Source organism: Chryseobacterium sp. G0162, assembly GCF_003815715.1.
Classification (GTDB): Bacteria; Bacteroidota; Bacteroidia; order Flavobacteriales; family Weeksellaceae; genus Chryseobacterium.
The window spans coordinates 5,022,796-5,048,651 of record NZ_CP033922.1 but is presented as its reverse complement, the minus strand read 5'-3'; the positions used below and the strand labels follow the sequence as shown (position 1 = coordinate 5,048,651).

Annotated in this window: 23 protein-coding genes; 9 read left to right on the top strand and 14 right to left on the bottom strand. The window is 35.5% G+C overall.

All coding sequences use genetic code 11. From position 1 onward, the window contains the following. Positions 1 to 8: 8 nt before the first annotated feature. The 3 genes from leuC to leuB are packed head-to-tail and all read left to right on the top strand — an operon-like array spanning position 9 to position 3,119. Positions 9 to 1,397, top strand: coding sequence for a 3-isopropylmalate dehydratase large subunit (gene leuC, locus EG344_RS22625; protein ID WP_123911545.1), 1,389 nt, complete (start codon positions 9 to 11; stop codon positions 1,395 to 1,397). A gap of 8 nt (positions 1,398 to 1,405) precedes the next feature. Beyond that, entirely contained in the window at positions 1,406 to 2,014 is a 609-nt protein-coding gene (gene leuD / locus EG344_RS22620) for a 3-isopropylmalate dehydratase small subunit (RefSeq protein WP_123911544.1), read from the top strand. Further along, on the top strand, positions 1,995 to 3,119 hold the full coding sequence (gene leuB, locus EG344_RS22615) for a 3-isopropylmalate dehydrogenase (RefSeq protein WP_123911543.1): 1,125 nt from the start codon (positions 1,995 to 1,997) through the stop codon (positions 3,117 to 3,119). The genes leuD and leuB overlap by 20 nt, the downstream gene beginning before the upstream one ends. A gap of 123 nt (positions 3,120 to 3,242) precedes the next feature. Here the strand turns inward: leuB and EG344_RS22610 are convergent, their stop codons facing one another. The 10 genes from EG344_RS22610 to EG344_RS22565 form a co-directional block, all read right to left on the bottom strand. Further along, on the bottom strand, positions 3,243 to 3,428 hold the full coding sequence (locus EG344_RS22610; RefSeq protein WP_123855805.1) for a hypothetical protein: 186 nt from the start codon (positions 3,426 to 3,428) through the stop codon (positions 3,243 to 3,245). Positions 3,429 to 3,439: 11 nt separating this feature from the next. Beyond that, on the bottom strand, positions 3,440 to 4,045 hold the full coding sequence (locus EG344_RS22605; RefSeq protein WP_123911542.1) for a DUF4230 domain-containing protein: 606 nt from the start codon (positions 4,043 to 4,045) through the stop codon (positions 3,440 to 3,442). A gap of 2 nt (positions 4,046 to 4,047) precedes the next feature. Next, positions 4,048 to 4,611 carry a TlpA family protein disulfide reductase gene (locus tag EG344_RS22600; protein WP_123911541.1) on the bottom strand — a complete coding sequence of 188 codons (564 nt, stop codon included), beginning with the start codon at positions 4,609 to 4,611 and terminating at the stop codon, positions 4,048 to 4,050. Positions 4,612 to 4,614: 3 nt separating this feature from the next. Then, entirely contained in the window at positions 4,615 to 5,082 is a 468-nt protein-coding gene (locus EG344_RS22595) for a nucleoside triphosphate pyrophosphohydrolase family protein (protein WP_123911540.1), read from the bottom strand. A gap of 261 nt (positions 5,083 to 5,343) precedes the next feature. Beyond that, complete coding sequence (locus EG344_RS22590) at positions 5,344 to 5,763, bottom strand: hypothetical protein (protein WP_123911539.1); 420 nt, start codon at positions 5,761 to 5,763, stop codon at positions 5,344 to 5,346. An 11-nt stretch (positions 5,764 to 5,774) separates the two neighbouring features. Further along, positions 5,775 to 6,491, bottom strand: coding sequence for a glycohydrolase toxin TNT-related protein (locus EG344_RS22585; protein WP_123911538.1), 717 nt, complete (start codon positions 6,489 to 6,491; stop codon positions 5,775 to 5,777). 440 nt (positions 6,492 to 6,931) lie between these two features. Then, the gene (locus tag EG344_RS22580) at positions 6,932 to 9,163 is read right to left on the bottom strand and encodes a zinc-dependent metalloprotease (RefSeq protein WP_123911537.1); all 2,232 of its coding nucleotides are present in this window, start codon (positions 9,161 to 9,163) and stop codon (positions 6,932 to 6,934) included. Positions 9,164 to 9,341: 178 nt separating this feature from the next. Next, positions 9,342 to 12,275, bottom strand: a complete 2,934-nt coding sequence (locus EG344_RS22575; protein WP_123911536.1) for a reprolysin-like metallopeptidase — start codon at positions 12,273 to 12,275, stop codon at positions 9,342 to 9,344. Between the two features lie 204 nt (positions 12,276 to 12,479). Continuing rightward, complete coding sequence (locus EG344_RS22570; RefSeq protein ID WP_123911535.1) at positions 12,480 to 12,977, bottom strand: DinB family protein; 498 nt, start codon at positions 12,975 to 12,977, stop codon at positions 12,480 to 12,482. A gap of 17 nt (positions 12,978 to 12,994) precedes the next feature. Next, on the bottom strand, positions 12,995 to 14,134 hold the full coding sequence (locus EG344_RS22565) for an acyl-CoA dehydrogenase family protein (RefSeq protein ID WP_123911534.1): 1,140 nt from the start codon (positions 14,132 to 14,134) through the stop codon (positions 12,995 to 12,997). A gap of 191 nt (positions 14,135 to 14,325) precedes the next feature. On the opposite strand from EG344_RS22565, the gene EG344_RS22560 reads away from it, so the two are divergent. From EG344_RS22560 to EG344_RS22535, 6 genes are all read left to right on the top strand, one after another. Further along, positions 14,326 to 16,236, top strand: a complete 1,911-nt coding sequence (locus EG344_RS22560) for an endonuclease (RefSeq protein ID WP_123911533.1) — start codon at positions 14,326 to 14,328, stop codon at positions 16,234 to 16,236. Positions 16,237 to 16,636: 400 nt separating this feature from the next. Beyond that, entirely contained in the window at positions 16,637 to 17,242 is a 606-nt protein-coding gene (locus EG344_RS22555) for a SatD family protein (protein ID WP_066692550.1), read from the top strand. A 2-nt stretch (positions 17,243 to 17,244) separates the two neighbouring features. Further along, positions 17,245 to 17,940 (top strand): DUF3307 domain-containing protein, encoded by a 696-nt coding sequence (locus tag EG344_RS22550; protein WP_123911532.1) that lies wholly within the window; start codon positions 17,245 to 17,247, stop codon positions 17,938 to 17,940. Between the two features lie 36 nt (positions 17,941 to 17,976). Next, complete coding sequence (purC, locus tag EG344_RS22545) at positions 17,977 to 18,699, top strand: phosphoribosylaminoimidazolesuccinocarboxamide synthase (protein WP_068943250.1); 723 nt, start codon at positions 17,977 to 17,979, stop codon at positions 18,697 to 18,699. A 134-nt stretch (positions 18,700 to 18,833) separates the two neighbouring features. Further along, positions 18,834 to 20,333 carry an amidophosphoribosyltransferase gene (purF, locus tag EG344_RS22540; protein ID WP_123911531.1) on the top strand — a complete coding sequence of 500 codons (1,500 nt, stop codon included), beginning with the start codon at positions 18,834 to 18,836 and terminating at the stop codon, positions 20,331 to 20,333. A 216-nt stretch (positions 20,334 to 20,549) separates the two neighbouring features. Beyond that, entirely contained in the window at positions 20,550 to 21,497 is a 948-nt protein-coding gene (locus EG344_RS22535; RefSeq protein ID WP_123911530.1) for a glycerophosphodiester phosphodiesterase family protein, read from the top strand. A 182-nt stretch (positions 21,498 to 21,679) separates the two neighbouring features. Here the strand turns inward: EG344_RS22535 and EG344_RS22530 are convergent, their stop codons facing one another. From EG344_RS22530 to EG344_RS22515, 4 genes are all read right to left on the bottom strand, one after another. Then, positions 21,680 to 22,381 (bottom strand): porin family protein, encoded by a 702-nt coding sequence (locus tag EG344_RS22530; RefSeq protein WP_123911529.1) that lies wholly within the window; start codon positions 22,379 to 22,381, stop codon positions 21,680 to 21,682. Positions 22,382 to 22,727: 346 nt separating this feature from the next. Continuing rightward, positions 22,728 to 23,438, bottom strand: a complete 711-nt coding sequence (locus tag EG344_RS22525) for a porin family protein (protein WP_123911528.1) — start codon at positions 23,436 to 23,438, stop codon at positions 22,728 to 22,730. Positions 23,439 to 23,854: 416 nt separating this feature from the next. After that, entirely contained in the window at positions 23,855 to 24,442 is a 588-nt protein-coding gene (locus tag EG344_RS22520; protein ID WP_123855821.1) for a porin family protein, read from the bottom strand. A gap of 248 nt (positions 24,443 to 24,690) precedes the next feature. Next, on the bottom strand, positions 24,691 to 25,320 hold the full coding sequence (locus tag EG344_RS22515; RefSeq protein WP_123855822.1) for a porin family protein: 630 nt from the start codon (positions 25,318 to 25,320) through the stop codon (positions 24,691 to 24,693). Positions 25,321 to 25,856 lie beyond the last annotated feature (536 nt).

The following is a 25,856-nucleotide window of genomic DNA, read 5'->3' as shown; positions in this document are numbered from 1 at the left end:
AAGTAAAAATGAATAACAATAAAAAGACACTTTTTGATAAAGTTTGGGACGCTCATGTTGTAGATACCGTTCCTGATGGACCACAGATCATCTATATTGATAAACACCTGATCCATGAAGTAACCAGCCCACAGGCTTTTTCAGAACTTGAATCCAGAAATCTGGACATTTTCAGACCTGAACAGATTGTAGCTACAGCGGATCATAATGTTCCAACCCTTCACCAGGAAGAACCCATCCGTGATGAATTATCAAGGAATCAGGTTCAGCAATTGACTGAAAATTGTCAGAAAAATGATATTGAACTGTTCGGATTGGGACATCAATATCAGGGAATTGTACATATTATTGCTCCCGAACTTGGGATTACGCAACCGGGAATGAGCATTGTCTGTGGTGACAGCCATACTTCTACCCATGGCGCTTTTGGAGCCATTGCCTTTGGAATAGGGACCAGCCAGGTTGCCCAGGTTTTTGCCAGTCAGTGTCTGCTGCTTAATAAACCTAAATCAATGAGAATTACCGTTAATGGGAAGCTCAATGAAAATGTTCAGTCTAAAGATGTTATCCTTTACATCATTTCAAAAATAGGAACAGATGGCGGAACAGGCTATTTCTGTGAGTATGCCGGAAATGTTTTTGAAGAAATGTCAATGGAAGGGAGAATGACCGTTTGCAATATGAGTATTGAGATGGGAGCAAGAGGAGGAATGATTGCTCCGGATGAAACCACTTTTGAATACGTAAAAGGTAGAGAATTTGCACCAAAAGGAGAAGAGTGGAGTGAAAAGGTTGCCTATTGGAATACCTTGAAGACGGATGAAGATGCAGTTTTTGATAAGGAACTTACTTTTGATGCAGGAGATATTTATCCAATGATTACTTACGGAACCAATCCTGGAATGGGAATTTCTATTCACGAAACCATTCCTGCCCCTCAAAATGAATCTGAAGCGAAAGCTTTACAATATATGGGACTGGAAGCGGGACAAACTCCATCCAGCATAAAAATCAATTACGTATTTATAGGAAGTTGTACGAATGCTAGAATTGAAGATTTCCGTTCTGCTGCCCAATATATTAAAGGAAAAAGTAAATCTGAAGCAGTCAAAGCTTTAATTGTTCCCGGTTCTCAGCAGGTTGTAAAACAAATCTATGAAGAAGGACTGGATAAGATCTTTAATGATGCAGGTTTTCAGATTCGTCAGCCTGGATGTTCTGCTTGTCTGGCGATGAACGATGATAAAATTCCGGAGGGAGAATATTGTGTTTCTACTTCAAACAGAAATTTTGAAGGAAGACAGGGACAAGGCTCAAGAACAATCCTCGCAAGTCCGCTTACAGCAGCTAAAGCAGCCATAGAAGGCAGAATATCAGCTTTTGAAAGTTTAAATTAAAACAGTACATGCAAAAATTAGTTATTATAAAATCTAGTGCCGTTCCATTGCCGGCAGAAAATATAGATACGGATCAGATTATTCCTGCAAGATTCTTAAAAAGTATTGACAGAAAGGGGTTTGGAGAGAACCTGTTCAGAGACTGGAGATTTAATATTCATACTCATGAACCTAATCCTGATTTTGTTCTGAACAATCCCAAATTCACTGGCGAAATTTTAGTGGCAGGAAATAATTTTGGATGTGGAAGCAGCCGTGAGCATGCGGCATGGGCATTAACCGATTATGGATTCAAAGTAATTGTTTCCAGTTATTTTGCCGATATTTTTAAAGGGAATGCTTTAAATAACGGTCTTCTTCCGGTAAAAGTTTCTGAAGAATTTTTAAAGGAAATATTAGAAGGAATCAATGAAAATCCGGACAATGAAATTGCGATTGATGTAGAATTACAATCTATCAGTTTCAAAGATACTACCGAAACTTTTGAGTTGGATTCTTATAAAAAAATATGCCTTTTGAATGGCTATGACGATATTGATTTTTTAATCAGCAAGAAACAGGCGATCAAAGAATTTGAACTAAAAACACAGAAAAAAAATGAACAACAATTATTTTAAAATCGCAGTCCTTCCAGGAGATGGAATCGGACCGGAAATTATCAGCGAAAGCATCAAGATTTTAGACGTGATTGCGGAAGCTTTTCAGTACAAATTCCAATTCGATTATGGGCTGATTGGTGCGGAAGCCATTTTTAAAACAGGAAATCCGTTACCTGAAGAAACGCTAAAGATTTGTAAGGAATCAGATGCTGTACTTTTCGGAGCGATTGGAGATCCTGCGTTTGACAATAATCCTGACGCGAAAGTAAGACCTGAACAAGGGCTTTTGAAACTTCGTAAAGAATTAGGCTTATTTGCCAATATCCGTCCTTTAAAAACGTATGCTTCCCTGATTGAGAAAAGTCCGCTTAAAAGAGAAATCATTGAGGGAGCTGATATTCAGATTTTCAGAGAATTGGTAAGCGGAATTTATTTTGGTGAGAAATTTACAGATCCGGAAGGTGTGTATGCTTATGATGTATGTAAATACAGCAAAGAAGATATTCTTCCAATTGCTCACATGGCATTTCAGGAAGCGCAGAAAAGAAATAAAAAGCTGACATTAATTGATAAAGCAAATGTGCTGGATACTTCCAGATTATGGAGAAAGATTTGTCAGGAAATCGCTTCTGGATATCCCGATGTACAGTTAGACTATATGTTTGTAGATAATGCAGCCATGCAGTTGATCCTTAATCCTAAACAGTTTGATGTCATTTTGACGGAAAATATGTTCGGGGATATTATTTCTGATGAAGCGAGTGTGATTGGAGGGTCTATCGGATTACTTCCTTCAGCATCAGTAGGAGAGAAGAATGCTTTGTTTGAACCAATTCATGGTTCCTATCCTCAGGCAAAAGGAAAAGGAATCGCTAATCCTATCGCTTCTATTTTAAGCGTGGCAATGATGCTGGATCATCTTGGATTGCAGCCTGCAGCCAACAAGCTGAGACAGTCTGTAGAACATGCTATTGAAAACAAATATGTTACAATAGACCTTAATACAAAGCAATATTATTCTACGAGCGAAGTAGGAAGCTTTATTGCAGACCATATTAAATATTCCGAGAAATCATATTATAATTTCGAGAATGTGAAAATTGGAAAATCCACCATTGTATAGATTTATAGTTCACTTAGATAGATAGTTAGAAGAAAGGATCTGCCTCATAAGAGACAGATCCTTTCGATTTTATTTTCTGAAATATTTTAAATCAATAGGAAAAATGAATTTCAATGATTCATTTTACTCTTTTGTATTATCCGTTTTTCCCGATTTATTTTTGGAAGCCTTTTGAATGTCTTCTTTATCAATGTCTGGGGGATTAACCTTTTTCGACGAAGCAGGAATATTCTGGAAATCCTGATTTTGCTTTTGAGTTTCTGCAGTGTTGGCAGATTCCTTTTTCTTGTTATTTCCTTTTGAGTCCATTGTCTGAATTTTTAGAGTCCAAGAATACCGATCTTTCCGGTCTTATCTTCTATAGTATAATTCAAAGCCTTTGCCAAAACAAAAATATTATCAAGGTTTTCCATTAATTGCTTGCGCCCTTCAGTTCTCAGTTGATTCTGATCAATAGATTTAATCGCTGTTTCCTTAGCTTTTGCAGTAACGTTTTTAATATCTTTTTCAGAAATTCTATTAAAAAAAGAATCATCCATAGACTGAATCTCAACGCTAGGTATGATTTTTATGTCTGCATCAGGAAGTTCAGTGATGACTAGTTTTTTGTTGATGGAATCTACTTCAATCTTCATTTTATTCAGATCATAAGAAACCTGTGCGCTGGTTTTGGTAAAGGTAATGATGCTGTTACTTGAAACTTCCTTGCCCATAAATTCATAGCCCATTTTGGTTTTCTGCATGCTAGAATTGTTCTGTTCTATGACCACCATCTTGTTCATTTTGGAGATCTGATTAGTTAGGATATAATAATCCGACTTTTCCGTTTTCTTCCCAAGATTCAGACAAGATTTAAGCCCAAAAAACAGAAGGACCATAACACCGGCACCGGCTACAAACGATATAATTGGTTTATAATTTCTCAAATCTATTTAAAAATTTCTTTAATTACAGATGAGTTATCCTTTTTCAGAATTTCAACTAAATCTCTTTCAATATATCCAGTGGTAGGCATTTCTATAATTCTGCCCAGTTCTTTTCCATATTGTTTTACAATAATAGTTGGAACTTTTTGGATGTTGTAAAGGGATTCATCTCCACTTGGAGATTCTTTTTTACGGTTAACAGCAATAATAGTCAGTTTTCCTTCCGGATAACCTACTTCATCCAATATCTTCATCAGTCTTGGAAAGTCTCTGTGACTGTCTTCACACCATGTTCCCATAAAAACGACAATATCATAAGTGCCTATTTTTTTCTTTTTCAGTTCACTGATCGCCTTCTGATCCAGAGCATATTCATCATGTTCCTTTACGTACCAATCAGCATAAGGCGCTTTCAAAAACTGTTCTTTCAATTGATGCCCCAGAAGCATTTTACCGTCTTTCTCGGTAGTAACTTCACGGTTAACCACTACTTTTTGAGCACTAAGCTGCTGAGTAGCTAAAAATAAACTTGAAGTGGCAACAATACGGGTAATAAATTTTTTCATATTTTATTTCTCAATGATTGACTTTAGATCAGCAGGAGAGTAGTATTTGTTTTTTAATACTTTATGATCTGCTTTTCTGTATACATTGAACTTTTCACCAGATTTCTCATAAAAAGATTCAACGCCTTTTTCTTTATAGAATTCAACGGTTTCATTAGCCTGTTCTTCGTTATCACATGCTTTCGACATATTAGAACGCTGAACTTCGTTGAATAGCTCTACAAATTTGTTGCCAAGTCCGAATTCCAATACAGCACCACTTAAAACATACTGTAGATCACAAAGAGCATCAGCAATTTCTACAATATCGTTGTCTGCAATGGCTTGTTTTAATTCATTAAGTTCTTCCTGTAGAAGCGCTACTCTAAGGTTACATCTTTCCGGGGATGGAATTTGTGGGGTGTCTAGAATAGGGGCTTTAAAAGTAGTATGGAATTCTGCTACTTGGTTCAAACTATCAATTTTATCCATGAAATTTTTTATTTATGACAAAGATAGAAAACCATTTGCTAATTGGGAAATATAGGAGGTAAAATAAGAATCATTAATTTTTTTACCACAGATGAATACAGATCTTTGAGTTTTAAAATTCTATTGAGTAATAGTCCATAAAGTATTCTTATGTGTAATCATCCGTGCTAATCTGTAAAAATCTGTGGCTAAATATAACAATACAAAAAAACCACAACTATGAATTGTGGTTTTGATTTTAGATATGCTGATGGTATTCAATTATTCAACTTCCTGATACTCCCAGATCCCTGAGATATTTAAAATTTCTAAACTCGGCTGTTTTTCTCCATAGCTAAATAGGCAAATATAATTTGTGTTACAGGATGTACAACTGGTTCCAAAATATAGTGTAGGCAAATCATTTACCGTTAATTCTCCGTAATGCTGCATTCTCGGTGATGTTTCAGTAATCATTTGATTCTTTAATAACTCAGATTTTGATAATACTTTGTCTTCATGGTAGATTTGAAGAATTGGAAATCCCGATTGATAAGGTGATATTTCAATGCGATTTTCGTGACCACATTCACAGCAGCTAAATTGGGTGACTGCTGCCGGAATGGCTTCATCATTAATGAATCTGTCTTTTTGGATTAAAGCTTTTCTACCAATCTTTATCTTTTTTGATATTGAATGCATCTGAATCTAATTTAGTTTTGAATAACGGTTCCTTCCAGGTTAGGATATTTTCCACTAGGGCTTTTTTTAATGGTAATTTTTATATACCCTTCTGATGCTAATTTATTCCAAGTTTTCGGAAATCCGGTATTAATATCAATAGGAATTTTCCACATGGTCTGTTTTCCGTTTCCAACCTGGTTAAACCAAGGAATGATATCTGCCGTCTGAGATTTAAAAGGTAATGCATTAAGAACGTCGATCTGGTAATAGAAATCATATTTGTTCTCCGGTTGGTTCAAAGCTCTTTCGGTAAAAGTATACACGTACCCATTAATGATTGGGCTGGTAAAGTTTCCGCCTAACGTTGGATTTCCGGTTCCATTATAACTCCCTACAGCACCGCTGTATCTGTCATATTTTTGACCGGCTTGTATTGCGACATCATCTACAATATTGTATCCTCCGTTTGCTGGTGGCCAACCGCCGTTCAGGTTATTTGTCTGAAATAATTTTTCCAGTTCTTTCCAATTTCCCTGTTTGTATAGGTCAAATGCCTGAATTCTGACGGTTTGACTTACTTTGTTATCAGGATCATAACTGGTGGCAAAATCATCAGCACTTTTGTAAAATACAATTTTAACCGGGCTCGGTTGGATAACGATTTCTTCTTCTCTGTCATCAGAGCTACAAGCTATTGAAAATGTGGCAATGGCCAGAAAAAAGAAGTACTTAAATAAATGTTTCATATAAAAAAATTAAATTATGTGAAAATTAAATAGGTATTTTCAGGGATGCAGACCAATGCCAAGCTTAGGTATAGAAGATTATCTTTTACATCTGTACAGTTTTTCTTAAACATAAAAATGTTTGACTTTCAATAGGATGAATAAGTTTCTCACATTGAAAAAAGAACTCAAAGAATAGAGCAAGATTTATTGTTAAAAAAGCGCTTGAAAAGCTTCCCCTAAATACAAACGGATAACGGTACAATAAAAGAATAATATTGAGTGATAAATTTAACTAAAAATATAATTATATGTAATATTATTTTTAATAAAACATGATTATTGTAATTAATTCAATAAATATTAGTCTTTTAAATGATAATGTATTGAAAGTTGGTGCAGGGATCAAATGAAAAAGACTACTCTTAGAGCAGTCTTTTCAATTTATATTTGAATTGGATTTAGTTTTTAATGAACATTTTGGAGAATTTTTCAATCTGGATTACATAATTTCCTTTTACCAGCCTGCTTACATTCACCGTTCCGTTTTGAAGAGAGCCTTCAATAACAAGCTTTCCGGACATATCATAGATTTTAAATCTTTCTGATCCTGTGTTTGAAAGGGTTAAGATATCCTTCACCGGATTTGGATACAATTTAATTTCTGTAGAGCCTTTCAATTGAGTTTCCGATGTAGACAGCTCACTAGTAGTTACAGAAATATTAGCATTATTCACATCAAAGAAGATATGGTTGCTTCCTTTTACCATAATTCTTCCTGAATTGGTAGCAACATCAGGAATCAGGACAGCTTCCGAACCATCATTAGGAGTAGCCGCTAATAGAGTAGTCCAGGTATCTCCATTATCGGTAGACCAAAGAATATCCACGTTGGCAGTATTGATATTATTGGAAGTTGTTCCAGCTACATCCCAAGTCACTGTTTGGGAAGTTCCTCCTACATAAGATACAGCATCATTCTGAGACGTAATAAGGAATGGTCCAGCAAGAGCATTAACCGTTATTTTAGCATCATCAGAATTGTTTCCTGCACCACCTAATTTATTATCCCTAACTGTAAATCTGAAGTTTAGATCTCTTGAAACTGAAGATAGAGCTTCAACTCTTATTTCTTCTCCCCGGGTTTCTGTTGATCCTTTTAGAATACTAGCCATTTTAGGGAAATATCTTATTGGTGAAGCTGTAGGTACCCATGATCTGAATGTTGGTCCCGCAGTTTTAGTAGCTGTAGCTACAGAATTACTTCCTGTTTGGGAAGAGGTTCCATTGTCCATCTGTTCCCAGATATAGGTAAGTGAATCTCCATCAACATCAGTTCCTGAACCTGTCAGTACAAATGGTGTACTTTTAGGAATGGTATAGTCTGCTCCTGCATTGGCCGTAGGAATTGAATTTCCTGTAGGAGTATTCACAGAGCAGGTTGTTGCTTTAATGGTATTGGTTATCTGTTCAATACTTCGGGCATGGAAAAAAGGATTTGAATTTTGTTGTACATTATAGGGTGAAACTCCCGCATATCCCATAATAGTAGATCCTGAACCTGGTTCTACAGGCTGTAGCCCAACCTGTGTAGTATATGAAAATGTATGATTCCCCCCAAACTGGTGTCCCATTTCATGAGCTACAAAATCAATGTCAAAAGTATCACCTGAAGGAATACCGTTAGAAGGAGAGGTGTAGCCACTTCCTTTATAATTTTCAGGATAAGTAGTTCCCATATAATTATAGGTAGACATATCATCACTGCATATACAGCCAATACATCCTGCATTTCCACCTCCACCAGTAGCACCAAATAAATGACCAATATCAAAATTAGCATTCCCTATTTTTGAATTTAAATCATTCATAAGTTCAAAATTCCATTTGTTCATTTTATCGGATGGTGAAAAAGGATCAGTATTCGCATCAGTATAAATTATAGAATCATTATTAGGAATCAAGACCATTCTTGCGGCAAAGTCATTTTCAAAAATACCATTCACACGAGTTAATGTATTATTCATGGCTGCCAGCGCCTGAGCTTTTGTTCCCCCAAAATAAGTTGCATATTCTCCCGTACAGGATAATGCAAGCCTATATGTTCTTAGAACAGCATCGTCAGCATTTTTAGCGGTGTTCACATGAGAAGTTCCTTTTTGAGCTGATTCCAGTACTTTACATTCAAAATCATTCAGATCATTCTTTCTGTCAGAACGTTTATAAACAGCATAAGTAGAAAGGTCTTTGGTATAAGGCTCAATAAAAACAGCTGATTTATCACCATAAATTTCCATAGAAGACAAACCTAAAGGAGAAATACTGAAATAAACTGTTGAAGTTTTATCTTCTACTCCCTGGCCGATATAAGACTTAATATCCGGGTATTGAGCAGCCAGTTCAGGATCAAGATTTGAATTTTCTTTTACTGTAAAGCGCTCCATCTTTCCCGATGAATTGGGAAGAGAAATAATAACCGATGATTTTTCCGTTGCTCTTTTGGGTGTTCTTGTCAACGCACTTTTCAATCCATTAATGTCCAGATGAAAAATTCTTGGATCATCAATACTTTTCATATTTTCTAAGACTGAAGACGAGCTTTGTTGAGCTTTTCTGGACCATACACGATCCGTTTGTGCAAAAGAAACGCCAGATAATGCCAGCATCCCCATCATTAATAATTGTTTTTTCATGTTGCCGTGAATTCTTTTATATCATTCAAAACTACTGAAAATATTATTAAAATATTATTTTTCTTTAGAATAATTTAAAATAATAATTGGATAAAAAATACAACTCATTGAATGTAAGTAAATAAAAAAACTGCTCTATAGTAGAGCAGTTTCACATCGTTTAAAATTTTTGTGGTGATTAGTTTTTAACAAATCGTTTAGAAATTTCTCCAATTTGGATCATATAAGCTCCTTTAATCAAATTGCTTACATTCACAGATCCTCTCTGAAGTTTTCCTGAGTCAACTACTTTTCCACCCATGTCAAAGATTTTGTAATCTTCAGAAGTTGTATTGGAGATATACATGATATCTTTTACCGGGTTAGGGTATAATTTAATATCTGTAATCAGATCTTTCGTATTGGAAAGCTCTCCTCTTCCTGAAGAAACAATATTAACTGTATAATCTTCAACTTGTCCGTAAGTATAAGCCTCACAAGATGAAGTAGGAATTGAACTATATTTCATCATCACTCTCATTCTTGTAGAACCAAGAGTTGCTGTTGAAGGGATAGTTACTGATCCTGTAACCGGACTTGTTGTAGAACCTGCTTTAGACCAAACAAGTTCGCCACTGTCTGCAAAACTTCCGTTTCCGTTATAATCAATATAAACAGCATAAGCTTCATTGTACTTAGTAGAAGCCCAAAACGGAGTGATAGAAAGCGTATAGGCAGTTCCTCTCGTTACATTGGTAGAGATAGAGGTAAAGTCTTCATATCCTGCTGTTCCCGTTGAAGTATTGTTGATAGTCCCGAATTGTACTTTACCGATTCTTTCATCAGCGGTATTGGATGCTGAAGCTGAACAGTAAGTTACATTTCCTCCACCAGCAAGTGTTGTAACGTTCACTGTATTACTTGAAGATGATGCATTACCTGCTGCATCTTTTGCTTTCACGGAGAAGCTATAAGTAGTAGATGGAGTTAAACTTGTCACAGTATAAGTAGTGGAAGCTGTAGAACCGATTAACGAAGCTCCCAAATACACATCGTATCCTGTCACTCCTACATTGTCCGTAGCTCCTGACCAGGAAAGATTTGTACTTGTAGAAGTAGTTCCTGAAGCCGCAAGGGTTGGTGCCGTAGGAGCAATCGTATCAGGTGTTCCGGATCCTGCATTTACAGTAATATTTGCGTTATTTACATCAAAGAAAATGTGATTGGAGCCTTTTACCATAAGTCTTCCTGTAGTAGTAGATGTATTAGGAATGGTTACAGCTTGTGAACCATCATTAGGCGTTGCAGATAATAGGGTAGTCCACGTATTTCCGCTATCTGTAGACCAAAGAATATCCACATTGGCAGTGTTTACTCCATTTGCTGTAGTTCCTGCTACATCCCATGTTACGGTTTGTGAGCTTCCCCCTGTATAAGTAATTGCTGAATTCTGAGAAGTAACAGCAAAAGGTCCTGCAGTACTGTTCACTGTAATTACAGCATCATCTGAATTGTTTCCAGAACCTCCGGCCTTGTTGTCACGAACAGTAAACCTGAAATTTAATGTTCTGGCTACAGAAGAAAGTGCTTCCACGGTAATTTCGGTACCTGCAGTAGTTGTAGCTCCAGTTAGAATAGAGGCCATTCTTGGGAAATATCTAGTAGGAACGGTTGTAGGTGCCCATGATCTGAAATTAGGTCCTGATGCTTTTGTTGCACTGGCTGCAGAGCTAGCTCCGGTTTGAGAAGAGGATGCATTATCCATTTGTTCCCAGATATAGGTTAACGAATCTCCATCTGCATCAGTTCCGGTTCCGGTCAGTACAAATGGAGTTCCTTTTGGAATGGTATAATCTAAACCTGCATTGGCTGTTGGAATAGAGTTTCCTGTATTTGTATTGACTGAACAGGTTTTAGCTTTAATATTATTGGTGATCTGTTGAATGCTTATCGCGTGGAAAAATGCGTCAGAGTGAGGCTGAACATCCTGGCTGGTAATTCCGGCATATCCCATGATTGTTGACCCTGATCCTGGCTCCATATTAGCACCCGTTCCTTCATTGCTCATTGAGAAAGTATGATTTCCACCGAACTGATGCCCCATTTCATGAGCTACATAATCGATATCAAAGTTGTCTCCCGATGGAATGGCATCTGCAGGGGAAGTATAACCGCTTCCTTTTGAACCATTGGTACAGATACATCCTATGCATCCTGCGTTTCCACCACCACCGGTAGCTCCGAATAAGTGGCCGATATCATAATTGGCTTCTCCAATAACAGATGTCAGGGTACTTTGTAGTTGGGAGTTCCAGCTGCTCATTCCGGATGCTGCAGAATAAGGATCTGTAGAAGCATTGGTATAAATTACAGCATCATTGTTCGCAATAAGAACCATTCTTGCTGCGAAATCTTTTTCAAAAACACCGTTTACACGAGTCATTGTGTTATTCATAGCAGCTAAAGCCTGAGCTTTTGTTCCACCAAAATAAGCAGTGTATTCTCCTGTACAAGATAACGCTAATCTGAATGTTCTTAATTTTGCGTCGTCAGCGTTAGGTCTTGCTGCAACACTTGCATTGGATACTCCTTTTTTAGCAACATCTATTACCGTACATTCAAATTTACTAAGATCATCATTTTTGTCAGTTTTTTTGTAAACAACGTACGTAGAAAGATCTTTAGCATAAGGCTCAATGAAGACTGCTGATTTATCACCATAGATTTCCATGGATGATAGTCCTAATGAAGAAACACTGAAATACACTGTTGAGTTAGGATCTTCAAGTCCCTGGCCTACATAAGATTTAATGTCTGGGTATTTGGCTGCTAATTCGGGAGTGAAGTTGGAATTTTCTTTTACTTTAAAGTTTTCCATTCTTCCATCAGAATTCGGAAATGAAATGATGACTTCTGATTTTTCGCCGACAGCCAATCTCTTCGGAGCTTTTGCTAAAGCATTTTTCAATCCATTAATATTCAAGCTGAATAATTTAGGACTTCGGATTCCGGATTTGTTTTCAAAAATCCCTGAGGATGTTTTTGAAACTTCTTGAGACCAAAGGCGGTCAGTCTGTGCGAATGAAACTCCTGTAATGAGAAGCATCCCAAGTAGGGTTAATTGTCTTTTCATATTAAATATTTGTTTTTATTATGGTATATCGAAATTAATAAAAATTATATTACGAAAAACAAAAATTTTTAAGAAAATTTTAGAACATTCGTTCAGTATATTATGCAATACATTGAATATACGTAAAACAATAATGTCTCAAAATGAAAAAATGACATGCATCAATTATGCATGTCATTTTTTATTAATTATAATAATTATCGGTTATCTCACATCATCAGCAGTGGGACCATAAAGTCCAGGAACTTTATTTCCGGTTGACCTTAAATAAACAACCAACTCACCTCTGTGATGGTACAAATGATTATAAAGAAAACCTCTTACTACCTGAACTCTTGGAGAAGCGGGAAAAATTGCGTTTCCGTTCACTTCCATTTTCCAATCATTAAAATAAGTGCTTTCATCAGAGTTTTCCAAAACCTTTTGTGCTTTAGCTACATTTTCTTCAAATTTTGCTACAATATTTTCAGCTTTGGAAATATCACCTTTATCATACTGATATTTACCCATGTCAAAGACATCCTGATTAAAGGTTGGGTTGTACCAGTTGTAAACTTCTGCAATATGAGAGGCCAGCTGACCGGTTGTCCAGTTTTTTTCAGATGGTTTCCAGTCTAAAGCGCTGTCAGGGATTGCTTTCAAAATTTTTCTGGTGTTTTCAGCTTCGTGCAGAAACTCACCTAAAAGTGCCTGTTTAATCATTTGTATGAGGGTTAAAATTATTTTGTAATATCTCTTCCGATGACCAATCTCTGGATTTCAGAAGTTCCTTCACCAATGGTACAAAGCTTAGAGTCTCTGTAGAATTTTTCAGCAGGGAAGTCCTTTGTATATCCGTACCCTCCAAAGATCTGAACACCATTATTAGCAATTCTTACACAAGCTTCAGAAGCATATAATTTTGCCATAGCTCCTTCTTTTGTCATTTTCTGTTTAGCATTTTTCAATGTTGCTGCTCTTTGGATCAAAAGCTCTGCAGCATCAATTTCCGTAGCCATATCAGCCAACATAAAATTGATGGCCTGGAATTCAGAAATTGATTTTCCAAACTGATGTCTTTCTTTAGCATATTTTAAAGCCGCTTTGTAAGCACCTCTTGCTGTTCCTAAACTTAATGCAGCGATCGAAATTCTACCTCCGTCAAGAATTTTCATAGCCTGTTTGAAACCTTCACCTACTTCACCTAAACGATGAGAATCCGGCACACGTACGTTATCAAAAATTAATTCTGCGGTTTCAGAAGCACGCATTCCTAATTTATTTTCTTTTTTACCGGAAGTAAATCCAGGCATTCCTTTTTCTAAAACAAAAGCGGTAGAGTTATTTTTAGCCCCTTTTTCACCTGTTCTGGTCATTACTACGGCGATATCACCTGAAATAGCGTGAGTAATAAAGTTTTTGGCTCCGCTGATGATCCAGTCATCACCATCTTTCACTGCAGTGGTAGACATTCCTCCTGAGTCTGAACCAGTGTTATGCTCCGTTAATCCCCAAGCTCCGATTACTTTTCCGGAAGCTAACTGAGGAAGCCATTTATTTCTCTGTTCTTCATTTCCAAACTCATAAATATGATTTGTACAAAGAGAGTTGTGCGCTGCTACAGAAAGACCAATAGACGGGTCTACCTGAGAAATTTCATCCAGGATAGTAACATATTCGTGATAGCCTAAACCGGAACCTCCGTACTGCTCAGGAACTACAATTCCCATAAAGCCCATTTCTCCCAACTGGTGAAATAAGTCTTTTGGAAAAGTCTGGCTTTCATCCCACTCCATAATATTCGGTCGGATATTCTTCTCTGCAAATTCTCTAGCTGTCTCCGCTATCATTTTGATGTTGTCAATTGTCTCTGTATTCATATTGATAATAGTTAGTTCCCAAAGATAACCAAATTGACGGAATGCTAAAAAAAATTATCACATCCATAATATATATCATGTCAATATTTTAATTTCCAATTTTTTATATTTCAAGAATTAATGTTTTCTTAATAAAATATTCAAAGTTTTACGTATTTTATTTTACTAATTTAGTTGCCCAATTTTAAGGCATGAAAAAAGTTCTACTTCCTATTATTTTGATTTCATCTTATATATCGGCGCAGGCTCCTGCCGGATATTATAATGGTACTGCCGGATTAACCGGTTATGCCCTGAAATCTAAGATTCATGATATTATTTCAGCGAACAATGTGAACTGGCATTATGGAGACCTCCCAGCTTTGTATGGACAGACTGATCTTGATAAATATTACGATCATACTGCTACCAACACTACCTACCTGTTGGATATCTACTCAGAAATACCTTCAGGGCCCGATGCTTATGAATATACGGTAGACCAATTGATCGGAACAGCTGGTCAGGAAGGAATGGGGTATAACAGAGAGCATATGATGCCGCAGAGTACTTTCAGTACAAGTTCAAAGATCAGTGATTATCCCATGTATTCAGATTTGAACTTTATTATTCCTGCAGACGCAAGAATCAATCAGTTAAGAAATAACTATCCTTATGGTATAGCAGGTACTACCAATTATTATACCTTCACTAACACTTCGAAGATATCCAAAGCAGCAATCCCTAATTATCCTTATGCAGGACGAGTGTATGAGCCTATTGATGAGTTCAAAGGAGATGTAGCGAGAACTTTACTGTATTTCGCTGTAAGATATGAAGGTAAATTAGGTTCGTTTAATACAGCATACAGTACCTCCGCAACCATAAATCCAACTACAGACCAATGTCCGCTAGATGGGACCGAAGAGAGAGCAATTGATCTTCCTTATGTTGCCATGCTAAAACAATGGAGTGCAATGGACCCAGTCTCGCAGAGAGAAATTGATAGAAATAATGCTGTATATGCCATACAGAAAAACAGGAACCCGTTCATTGATCATCCAGAATGGATTGATATGATCTGGTCTGAAACTCCGGATGCTATTGCACCTACAGCTCCGGGAGCACTGAATTCTCCTCAGCAAAATGCCTATTTTATTAACTTGAGTTGGACCCCTTCTCCAGATACTGATATATTAGGGTATAAAATATATATGAATGGTGCTGAAGTACCTGTTGCAACTACCAAAGGAAGTTCAATCAGTATAGATCACCTCGATCCCTCTACCACTTATACCTTTACGGTAAAAGCTTTTGATAAAGGATATCTTGAGTCTCCATTTAGTAATACGGTGACCGCTAGTACAATACCCTCGGATTCTTATGCTAAAGATCTGATAATTACAAAATATATCTCCGGAACTAATAATAATACAGTCAGCAATAATGCGTTGGAAATTGTCAATAAAACCGGACATGAGGTAAACCTGAACAATTACAGGATCAATGTACACCTTAAAAACCCTACAGGTACATTTTATCATGCAGATACTTATGAACTGGAAGGTAAAATAGGAAATAATGAAACTTTTGTCATCCTGAATCCCAAAGCTGCTTTATCCTGTTATTCCAATGATCAGGCTAAATTTGTAACAGCTTCCGATGCTATGACCTTCAGAGGAGAAAATTATGTAGAACTTGCCTATAACAAAACTGTTACTATAGATGCGATTGGAATTAAATATACCTCGAATAGCAATGGAAATGTTTCATTGTACAGGAAAAATGCGGTCAATCAACCCAATAGTACATTTACGATCAGTGAATGGGATTCTTACGCAGCCAACTATTGTCAGAACCTGGGAACTTTATCAACTTCAGAGCTTATCACTTCTGTAGACAAAACATTAAAGATATACCCGAATCCGGTGTATGACAACCTTTTTGTAAATGGGGAAACTGAAAAGATAAAAACAGCTCAGATCATCGATCTTTCAGGGAAAGTAATCTATACAGAGAAAGAACCGTTCAGAAATAAGAAAAATATTTCTGTACAGGGGATTCCTACAGGAATTTATATTCTAAGACTGGATGATCAGGTGCAGCAGTTTATTAAGAAATAGTAACTAATATTTTAATCATACCCAACCTAATAGGTTTTTGAAACCTGTTAGGTTTTATTTTTTTGAGATTGTAGTCTTAACCTTGCCAGGTTAATTAGCCCTGATAGCAGCGGTTACCCCACAGCAGGCAGCAGGAAAAGACAGGGGCGAGGAGTATGAACGGATAGCAGGAAACAGCTTCTTAAATAAAAAAGGAGTAGAAAATTTGAGTTAATATTCAATTCTACATGAATTTATTTCATTTTACTTTGTCTTTTTATTATTTTTTAGTTTTATCTAAAGCCTTAAAAACCTTATGTTTACTACATAATCGATATAAGCAGATTCACTAATAATCAATATCTATAAGTGTTTCGGCTTATATTTTTTATTTATAAGTAATTATGCTTATATTTGCAGTATGATAGCGGTCATTACCGGTGATATTATAAATTCACAACATGCAGACACTGAAGTTTGGATTACCAAGCTTAAAAATCTTCTCGAAACCTGGGGAAGCGCTCCTGGCACATGGGAGATCTACAGAGGGGATGAGTTTCAGTTCAAATGCAGTATTGACTCTGTTTTCTGGCATTTTCTAGCCATAAAATCACTTATTAAGAGTCAGGAAAATCTGGATGTAAGAATGGCCATAGGGATTGGAGAAGAAAGCTTTTCTTCTGAAAAGATCACCGAATCCAACGGTACTGCTTATGTGAATTCCGGACGACTTCTGAATGACTTGAAGAATGATGGGCATACGGTGGCTATAAAAACATCAAACGATTCTGTAGACAGGGATCTCAATATTTTATTGAAATGGTCATCCAAGGATTTTGACAACTGGACTATGGCCACCTCTGAAATCATTCATGAAATGATTATGAATCAGGATATTACCCAGGAAGATCTTGCTAAAAGATTTGCTATTTCACAGTCCTCTATCAGCCAGAGACTGAAACGAGCCAACTATGAGCTCATCGTGGAAACCAATCAGTATTTCAGAAAGAAAATATCAGAACTATAGGCATGATCTTTATCAAACTCATATTGGCACATCTACTCGGAGATTTTATACTTCAGCCAAATGCATGGGTTGCTGATAAGGAGAACTATAAACTAAAAAGTAAGTATTTATACTTTCATGTTCTGATTCACATTGTTTTAAGCCTCATTCTTCTTTGGGATCTGCAGCTTTGGTGGGTGGCAGTTTTAGTGGGAGTTACTCACTTCATCATTGATGCTGCTAAACTTAGTTTCCAAACTATAAAAACAAAAAAAAGATGGTTTTTCATCGATCAGATGCTTCATGTCTTAGTGATTGCGGGAGTGTCATTCTATTTCGTTGAATATAATTTCACCTTTTTACAAAATCAGGAATTTTTAAAGATACTCATGGCAGCTTTGTTTCTGACAACACCAGCGTCTATTTTTATCAAAATCCTGCTATCATCCTGGACACCTGCTCCGGATGGCCCCAACACGATCCAAACCGAATCTTTATCAAGTGCCGGAAAATATATCGGAATTTTAGAACGTCTGCTGGTATTTACCTTTATTATGGTGAATCACTGGGAAGGCGTAGGTTTCATGGTGGCTGCCAAATCTGTTTTCAGATTCAGCGACCTTGCACAGGCAAAACAGAGAAAACTTACGGAATATGTATTAATTGGTACATTGTTAAGTTTTGGACTGGCTGTCTTAACAGGAATAATAATAAAGTAAATCAATAAATCTAACTACAATTTAGAAAGTAAAATTATGAGTCAAAAGAAAGAAATGTTGTACGAGGGGAAAGCAAAACAGGTATTTGCTACCGATAATCCTGATGAAGTAGTAGTACGTTTCAAAGACGATGCTACAGCATTTAATGCTCAAAAGAAAGGCCAGGTTGACCTTAAAGGAGAGATGAATAACGCTATCACAACCCTTATTTTTGAATATTTAAATGAAAAAGGAATCAAAACTCATTTCATTAAACAATTAGACGAAAGAGAGCAGTTGGTAAGAAAAGTATCTATCATTCCTTTGGAAATGGTGGTAAGAAACTACTCTGCAGGAAGTATGGCACAAAGATTAGGAGTAGAGGAAGGAATTAAATCGCCGGTAACCATCTTCGATATCTGCTATAAAAAAGACGAATTGGGAGATCCGCTTATTAACGATCACCACGCCGTATTTTTAGGGGCTGCTACTTACGAGGAACTTGACGAAATGTATGAATTAACGTCAGACATTAATGAAATCCTTATCGACCTGTTTGACAAAATCAATATCATCCTGGTAGATTTCAAAATCGAATTAGGGAAAACTTCTGACGGTGAAATCATCTTGGCTGACGAAATTTCTCCTGATACTTGCAGACTTTGGGATAAAGATACCATGAAGAAACTGGACAAAGACAGATTCAGAAGAGATTTAGGAGAAGTAACAGAGGCATATGTTGAGATCTACAACCGTCTTAAAAATCTTTTAAAGAAATAAGATTTCAGATACCAGATTTCAGATGTTGGTACTGAAAATACTTTGTTAGTTAAAACAAAATTAAAATTTGAAGTTAGCTTTTGGTCTGAGATCTGAAATCTGACTTCTAAGATCTATAATTAGAAAAAATAGAAATGAAAAGTTTAGACATTCATAAAAGTGAATATTTAAAACAGTTTGAAAACCAGGTCTATGGGAGAAATCTCTTCAGAACTCAGGAAGAGGAAAGATTAGATGCTCCTAATGAAGAATGTGGAATCTTCGGACTTTATTCAGATGAAGATCTGGATACGTTTTCTCTTTCACAATTCGGACTTTTTGCATTACAGCACAGAGGTCAGGAAGCTTGTGGTATTTCCGTTTTAAAAGATGGAAGAATTACCAACATGAAAGATGAAGGATTGGTTTTAGACGTTTATAAAGACATTCAGGAACCTGAAACTTTTATGGGAAATTCTGCAATTGGCCATACCCGTTATACCACTGCAGGAGATAAAAAGAAATATAACTTCCAGCCATTTTTCGCCAAAAACGAATATGACCAGATTATACTTTCTATAGCACACAACGGTAACCTTACCAATGCGAAAGAATTAAAAAAGGAATTAGAAGCTGAAGGTGTCGTTTTCAGAGCAACTTCCGATTCTGAGGTGATCTTAAGATTAATTCAGAAAAACCTTGATCTTGGACTTCGTGGAGCCATTAAAGCTACTATGGAGAAAATTGAAGGTGCCTATTCCGTAGTAGGAATGACGAGAAATAAATTTTTTGCTTTCAGGGATTTTAATGGTATTCGTCCATTAGTTTTAGGAGCGATTAATGAAAATTCTTATGTAGTGGCTTCTGAATCTGTAGCATTAGATGCTGTAGGAGCTCAGTATGTACGCGATATTCTTCCTGGAGAAATCATTTACACTAACGAAAATGAACCTGGAAAACTTCATTCTTATATGATGGATGAAGCCAAAGGAAAACAGAGAATCTGTTCTTTTGAATACATTTATTTCGCCAGACCTGACTCTACCTTAGAAAACATCAATGTTTATGAGATCAGAGAAAAATCCGGTGAAAAGATCTGGGACCAGGCTCCTGTAGAAGCTGATTTGGTAATTGGAGTTCCGGATTCCGGAGTTCCTGCAGCTATTGGGTTCTCAAAAGCCTCAGGAATACCTTTCCGTCCAGTTTTGATTAAAAACAGATATATTGGAAGAAGTTTCATTGTTCCTACACAGGAAATGAGAGAAAGGGTAGTAAATCTTAAGCTAAACCCTATTATTTCAGAAATGAAAGATAAGAGGGTCGTTATTATTGATGACTCTATTGTTCGTGGAACAACATCTAAGAGGTTAGTTAAAATTTTAAAAGATGCAGGCGTAAAAGAGATTCACTTCAGAAGTGTTTCTCCACCTATTATTGCTCCATGTTATCTGGGAATTGATACTCCGTCAAAAGATGATCTGATCTCAGCAAATATGTCTACAGAAGAACTTAGAAACTATTTAGGAGTAGATTCTTTAGAGTTTTTGAGCATAGACAACCTAAAAGATATTTTAGGATCTTCTAATCACTGCTTTGGATGCTTTACAGAAGAATATCCAGTAGGAAAAGGAGAGGAGGTAGAACTATTTAATTAAAATATTTCTTACATATAATAGAGAGCCAGGTATTTACTATCTGGCTCTTTTTGTTGTATTATGTCATTCCGGGGAAATCGTGTCTCATTATATTTGCCTCCATTCGGTCTGCTTTTTTTACTCCAAAACGCCATAAAATGTAGCATAACCTTAATGTTCCGGTATTATAAAATACACCAGTAAGTTTTAATTTTATCAGATTAAAATTTCAGGAATATGAAGAACGCATTTTTATCAGGTATATTTATTATTGCCACTCAACTGTATTCAGCACAGTCTTTCGATAACCAGGCACATCGTGGCGGAAAATCTTTATATCCGGAGAATACAATCCCGGCGATGAAAAATGCCTTACAAATGAATGTTACAACCCTTGAAATGGATCTGGCAATTACAAAAGATAAAAAAGTGATCCTTTCCCATGATTCATTTCTATCACCGGAGTTAATTACCAAACCAGATGGAACCTATATTCCGAAAGACTCAGGTTTTTACTATAAGATTTACGAAATGCCCTACGCAAAGATTCAGACATTTGATGTAGGATTGAAGAAACTCGAAAATTATCCTGATCAAAAGAAAGTGAAAGTTCAGAAACCTCTTTTTTCTGAGGTAATAGATGCTGTGGAAAGTTATTCCCGTGAGTTGAAAAGGCCACTACCATATTATAATATTGAAACAAAAACACGTCCTTTCTCGGATCATATTTTTCATCCTGAGCCAAAAGAATTTGTGAATCTGATGATGAAGATTATTATAGAAAAAGGAATTCAGGATAGAGTAATTATTCAGTCATTTGATCCCAGAACCCTTGAGATCATCCATAAAGAATATCCTAAAATGATGACCGCTTTACTTGTAGAAGAAGTGAATGATAGAAAATTAGCACAACAACGGGCGAATTTCAAAAATATTCCGGTTGAAAAATTTAAATTATATCCGGATCATCTGAATGGAGTAGCAGGTGATATGAAGTTTTTAAGCTTTACCCCAACTATTTATAGTCCGGATCATAGACTGGTTACCTCTAAACTCGTACAAGAATGTCATGCATTAGGCATGAAAGTGATCCCGTGGACCGTGAATACTAAAGAAAGATTAAACGAGTTAAAAAGTATGGGAATTGATGGTGTGATCAGTGATGACCCAAGAATATTTGAATAAGGGTTCTCAAAAGGGTTGAAAGAGATTCTTCATTTCACTCAGAATGACACTACACATAAAATTATACATCAATATTGCAATAGCTATTTCATCAAAATATAAATAGCCGGAAGAAATTCTTCCGGCTATTTTATGCGATGCAGAAATCTGCATCTGAAGTTAAAAAATTGGTTTATTTTTTATTAGAACTTATAGTTCAGACCTAATTGGAAAACTCTGTTGTTGTTTTCAGCAGCTGGTCTGCTCTTATCGATCTTTGTTAAACTGTTAACATATCTTGCGCTGATCCCAATGTTATTGGTGATATCATATCCTAAACCAAGACCTAAACCGAAGTTGAATTTGTTGATATCATCTTTATTAAGATCATCAGACTGAGATTGTGTTGTAGTTGTAGTTATTCCTCCTGTGGTAGATGCTACAGTAGCTTCTCCTTTAGTTTTACCGTTGATAAAGTAACTGAATTCAGGACCTGCTTCAACATAGAATTTATCCATAGGTCTCATCTGAACCATTAAAGGAACTGAAATATAGTTCATTGTTACTTTACTTTCTCCTTTAGTTTTTACAGTAGTTGCTCCTGTAGTTACTTCTGTTGAATAGGCTACATCTCTTGCTCCCATTTGGTTGTATAATACCTCTGGCTGGAAGCTGAATTGTTTAGAGATAGGAATGTTTACAAAAGCTCCGGCGTGGAAACCTAATTTCTGGCTGTTCATTCCGAATTTTTGCTCACTGAAATACGCTGAGTTACCTCCGGCTTTAATACCAAATCTTACAGGTTGAGCATCTTTTTTAAGAGGTGATGTATTTACAGTTGTTGATTCCTGAGCAAAGGCTAAAGTTCCAGCAGTTAATGCCAGTCCTAAAAATAACTTCTTCATAATTTTTATTTTTTAATTTTTACTACTTGATGGTCTTTCAACCATTCGCGGTTTATTTTGCAAAATGCTTGCCAAACTCAAAAAACATAGATATACAGGCTGTTTCAACGGGTTTTTCCAATTAAATAAAGAATCATTATATCCTGTTTTATATAAAATATTTCAATATATAAGGAGTATTTATGATAAATTTTATGTTAAATTTATTCTATTTGGATAATATATCTTAATTGGCAATAATTTTATTTCTTTAATGCTGAGAATTTTTAATTTCCAGATCTCTACATCAAAAACAAAAAACCAGGTATTAAAAAATACCTGGCCTACATCGAAAAATAATAAATATCTATTTGAATTTATAAGCTACACCTACTTGAAAAGCATTGTTTCTTATTTTGTAATCCCCTTCAGTATCCTTTAAAATATTGGTAAGTCCTGCAGTAAATCTTGCTGTTACTCCAAAGTTTTGAGTAAAATAATATCCTGCACCAATCCCTAATCCAAATTGGAATCTGTTATAAAGATCAGTGTCTAATTTTTCAGAAATGCTCTCTTTAGTGATAACTGTTGAGCTCCCTGCCGACTTTCTGATTGTAGTTACATCATCACCTTTAAATCTTCCGCCCATCAAATATCCAAACTCAGGACCTGCCTCAACATAAAGCTGTGGAAGAATATTATATTGAACCATCACCGGAAGAACAAGGTAATTAAAGTTTGCTTTATAATCCGAATCCCTTTTATAGCTGTAATCAGCTACAAGGTACCTTTCTCTCTCTTCTATTTTTGCCCCTAATTGGCTGAAAAGAAGCTCTGGTTGAATACTGAATTTTTCTGCCACTGGAATATTAACAAAGACTCCAGCATGAAAACCAGCTTTTATTTTATTTTCATCATCATGATACTCACTATATTTATTGTTTTCAGAAACAGTAGAGAGATTTAATCCTCCTTTCACTCCAAAAGTAATAGGGGAAGGAGAGGATGATTTGGTTTTTTCCTGCGCATTAATAAAAAGGCTTCCTGCAAATGCCAATCCTATGAATATTTTTTTCATGGTTATAAAATTTAAATTTTCTCTCAGGCTGCATCAAAAGTCCCGCCAAAGAGACAGAAATGATAAAAATCATATAAAAGCGAAAAAGTCAGATTTAACAAGTAAACCTGACTTTTTCTATTGAAATCAAAATGTATTCTATTTATTGCGAAAATATAAATGTATACTTTCATTATCTGTTTTTTAGCTTTAAATCAATATGTGATAAAATATTTTAATTTATTTTTAAATTATCTTCTTATTTTAAAATCATAAAGTAAAAAAATAGAGTTTAAATAAACTTTCAAAACAGATACAATTAATACTCTATACGCAAATTCCTTGCCAAAAAAATAAATTTTAGACTGAGATATAAAAAAACCGGATTAAATACATAATCCGGTTATAAGTTTGTTATTAAAGCTAAGTGATAAAGCTTAGAATTTATAAGCTAAACCAACTTGGAATGCTCCGTTTTTAGCAGAATCACCACCGATTCTGTCTTTAACGATATCAGTTAATCCAGCAACATATCTTACGTTAACTCCGATGTTAGGAGTGAAGTAATATCCTGCACCAAGACCAAGTCCGAAATCAAAAGTCTTCAATCCGTCTTTAATATCTAAAGAACCGTTATTATCTTTTGCTTTAGCGCTTACTAGGAATCCAAATTGAGGACCAGCTTCTAAATATAGATTAGGTAGTGCGTTATATTGGAACATTACCGGTACTGCGATATAATCTAGATTAATTTTATCGCTGCTATCATATTTAGATTTAGCACCCATACCACTATATAATACTTCCGGTTGTACAGAGAAATCCTGAGCTACTGGAATAGTAGCGAATAAACCTCCATAAAATCCAGCTTTTGAATTAGCATTATAGTTAGAAACAGTTGAAACGTTAAGACCAGCTTTAATCCCGAATCTAACTGGAGAAGATGAAGCTGTATTGCTTGAAGTTTTTTGTGCGAAAGAGAAAGTACCTGCTACTAATGCAAGACCAAAAAGAATCTTTTTCATAAGTTTTTATTTAATAGTTTTTAAGTTTTGTTTAACAATTTCTTTATCTTCAAATTGCGTGCCAAAAATACAAATTCCCTTTATTTGTCTTTATAATAGAGTATTGGCCATTAAATTGTAAAGAATTACACTAATAAAAAAACTATATTTCATTAACACAATTTAAGATTGTAATAAAAAAAGACCAGATTAAAATTTAATCTGATCTTTTATTGAATATAAAATTTGTTACTGAATGTTTAAGAAGCTTATTTAAATTTATAAGCTAATCCTACCTGGAATACATTATTTCTTGTTGCATCAGATCCACTAGGTCTGTTTTTAGCAATATCTGTTAAACCTGCAACATATCTTGCAGTGATTCCCAGATTAGGAGTGAAATAATATCCTGCACCTAAGCCAATACCAAAGTTGAATGTATTAAAATTATCTTTGTAGTTGTCTGATGTAGAGGAGTTCCCGTTAGATTCGTTCTTGAATTTGTTTTTAGCGCTTACCATGAAACCAAATTCTGGTCCTGCTTCTAAATAAAGGTTAGGGAGTGCATTATACTGGAACATTACCGGTACTGTAATATAATCTAGCTTTCTTGAAGATGAATATTTTGTACCTGCTAAAGTATAGTCGATTTTATCACCATACTGCGAGTATAATACCTCTGGTTGTACGCTGAATGAGCTTGCTACCGGAATGTTGGCAAATACACCAGCATTGAATCCGATTTTAGATTTTTGGTCATCTAACCCATTGTCTTTTGAAAGTGAAGAAACGTTCATTCCTCCTTTTACCCCAAATGTTACCGGATTAGAAGAAGTTGTTTGTTGAGCGAACGCTAATGTTCCTGCAGTTACTGCTAATCCTAAAATTAACTTTTTCATAACTTTAAATTTTTAATTTTACTCTTTCTTAATTTTAAATTTTACTACTTGTTCACATTTCTGTTGAACGCTGGAGATCTTTCAAATTGCTTGCCAAAAAATATTTTCACTGGTTAAAATCAATAAAAAAACAGTTGTTTTCTATATTTTGTTTTGATTTAAATAATTGATTAATAATACTTTAGATATTTAATTAAACATTTGTTTAGAATGAGGCTAAATTAAAAACCTTACCAAAAAAAGAGTTGAAAAATTGACTTAAGGAGCAAAATTCTTTGGTGAATCATATGAATTTTTACAAGAATTAATAGATTCAAGGATGTCTTTTGGATCTTACCAGCTGTTTTTTGATTCCCTATTTTGTTAAGCATTAGCATCATTTGATAAAATGAGACTTTCTTTCAAATTACAATCTTATTGGAAGACAGTTATATAAACCCAAATTTCTGCAAAAGAGCATTACCAAACCATTTTGCTTTACTAATTTTGTATTTCTTTTACAATGATAACCTGATACTCTTACAAAACATCTCATA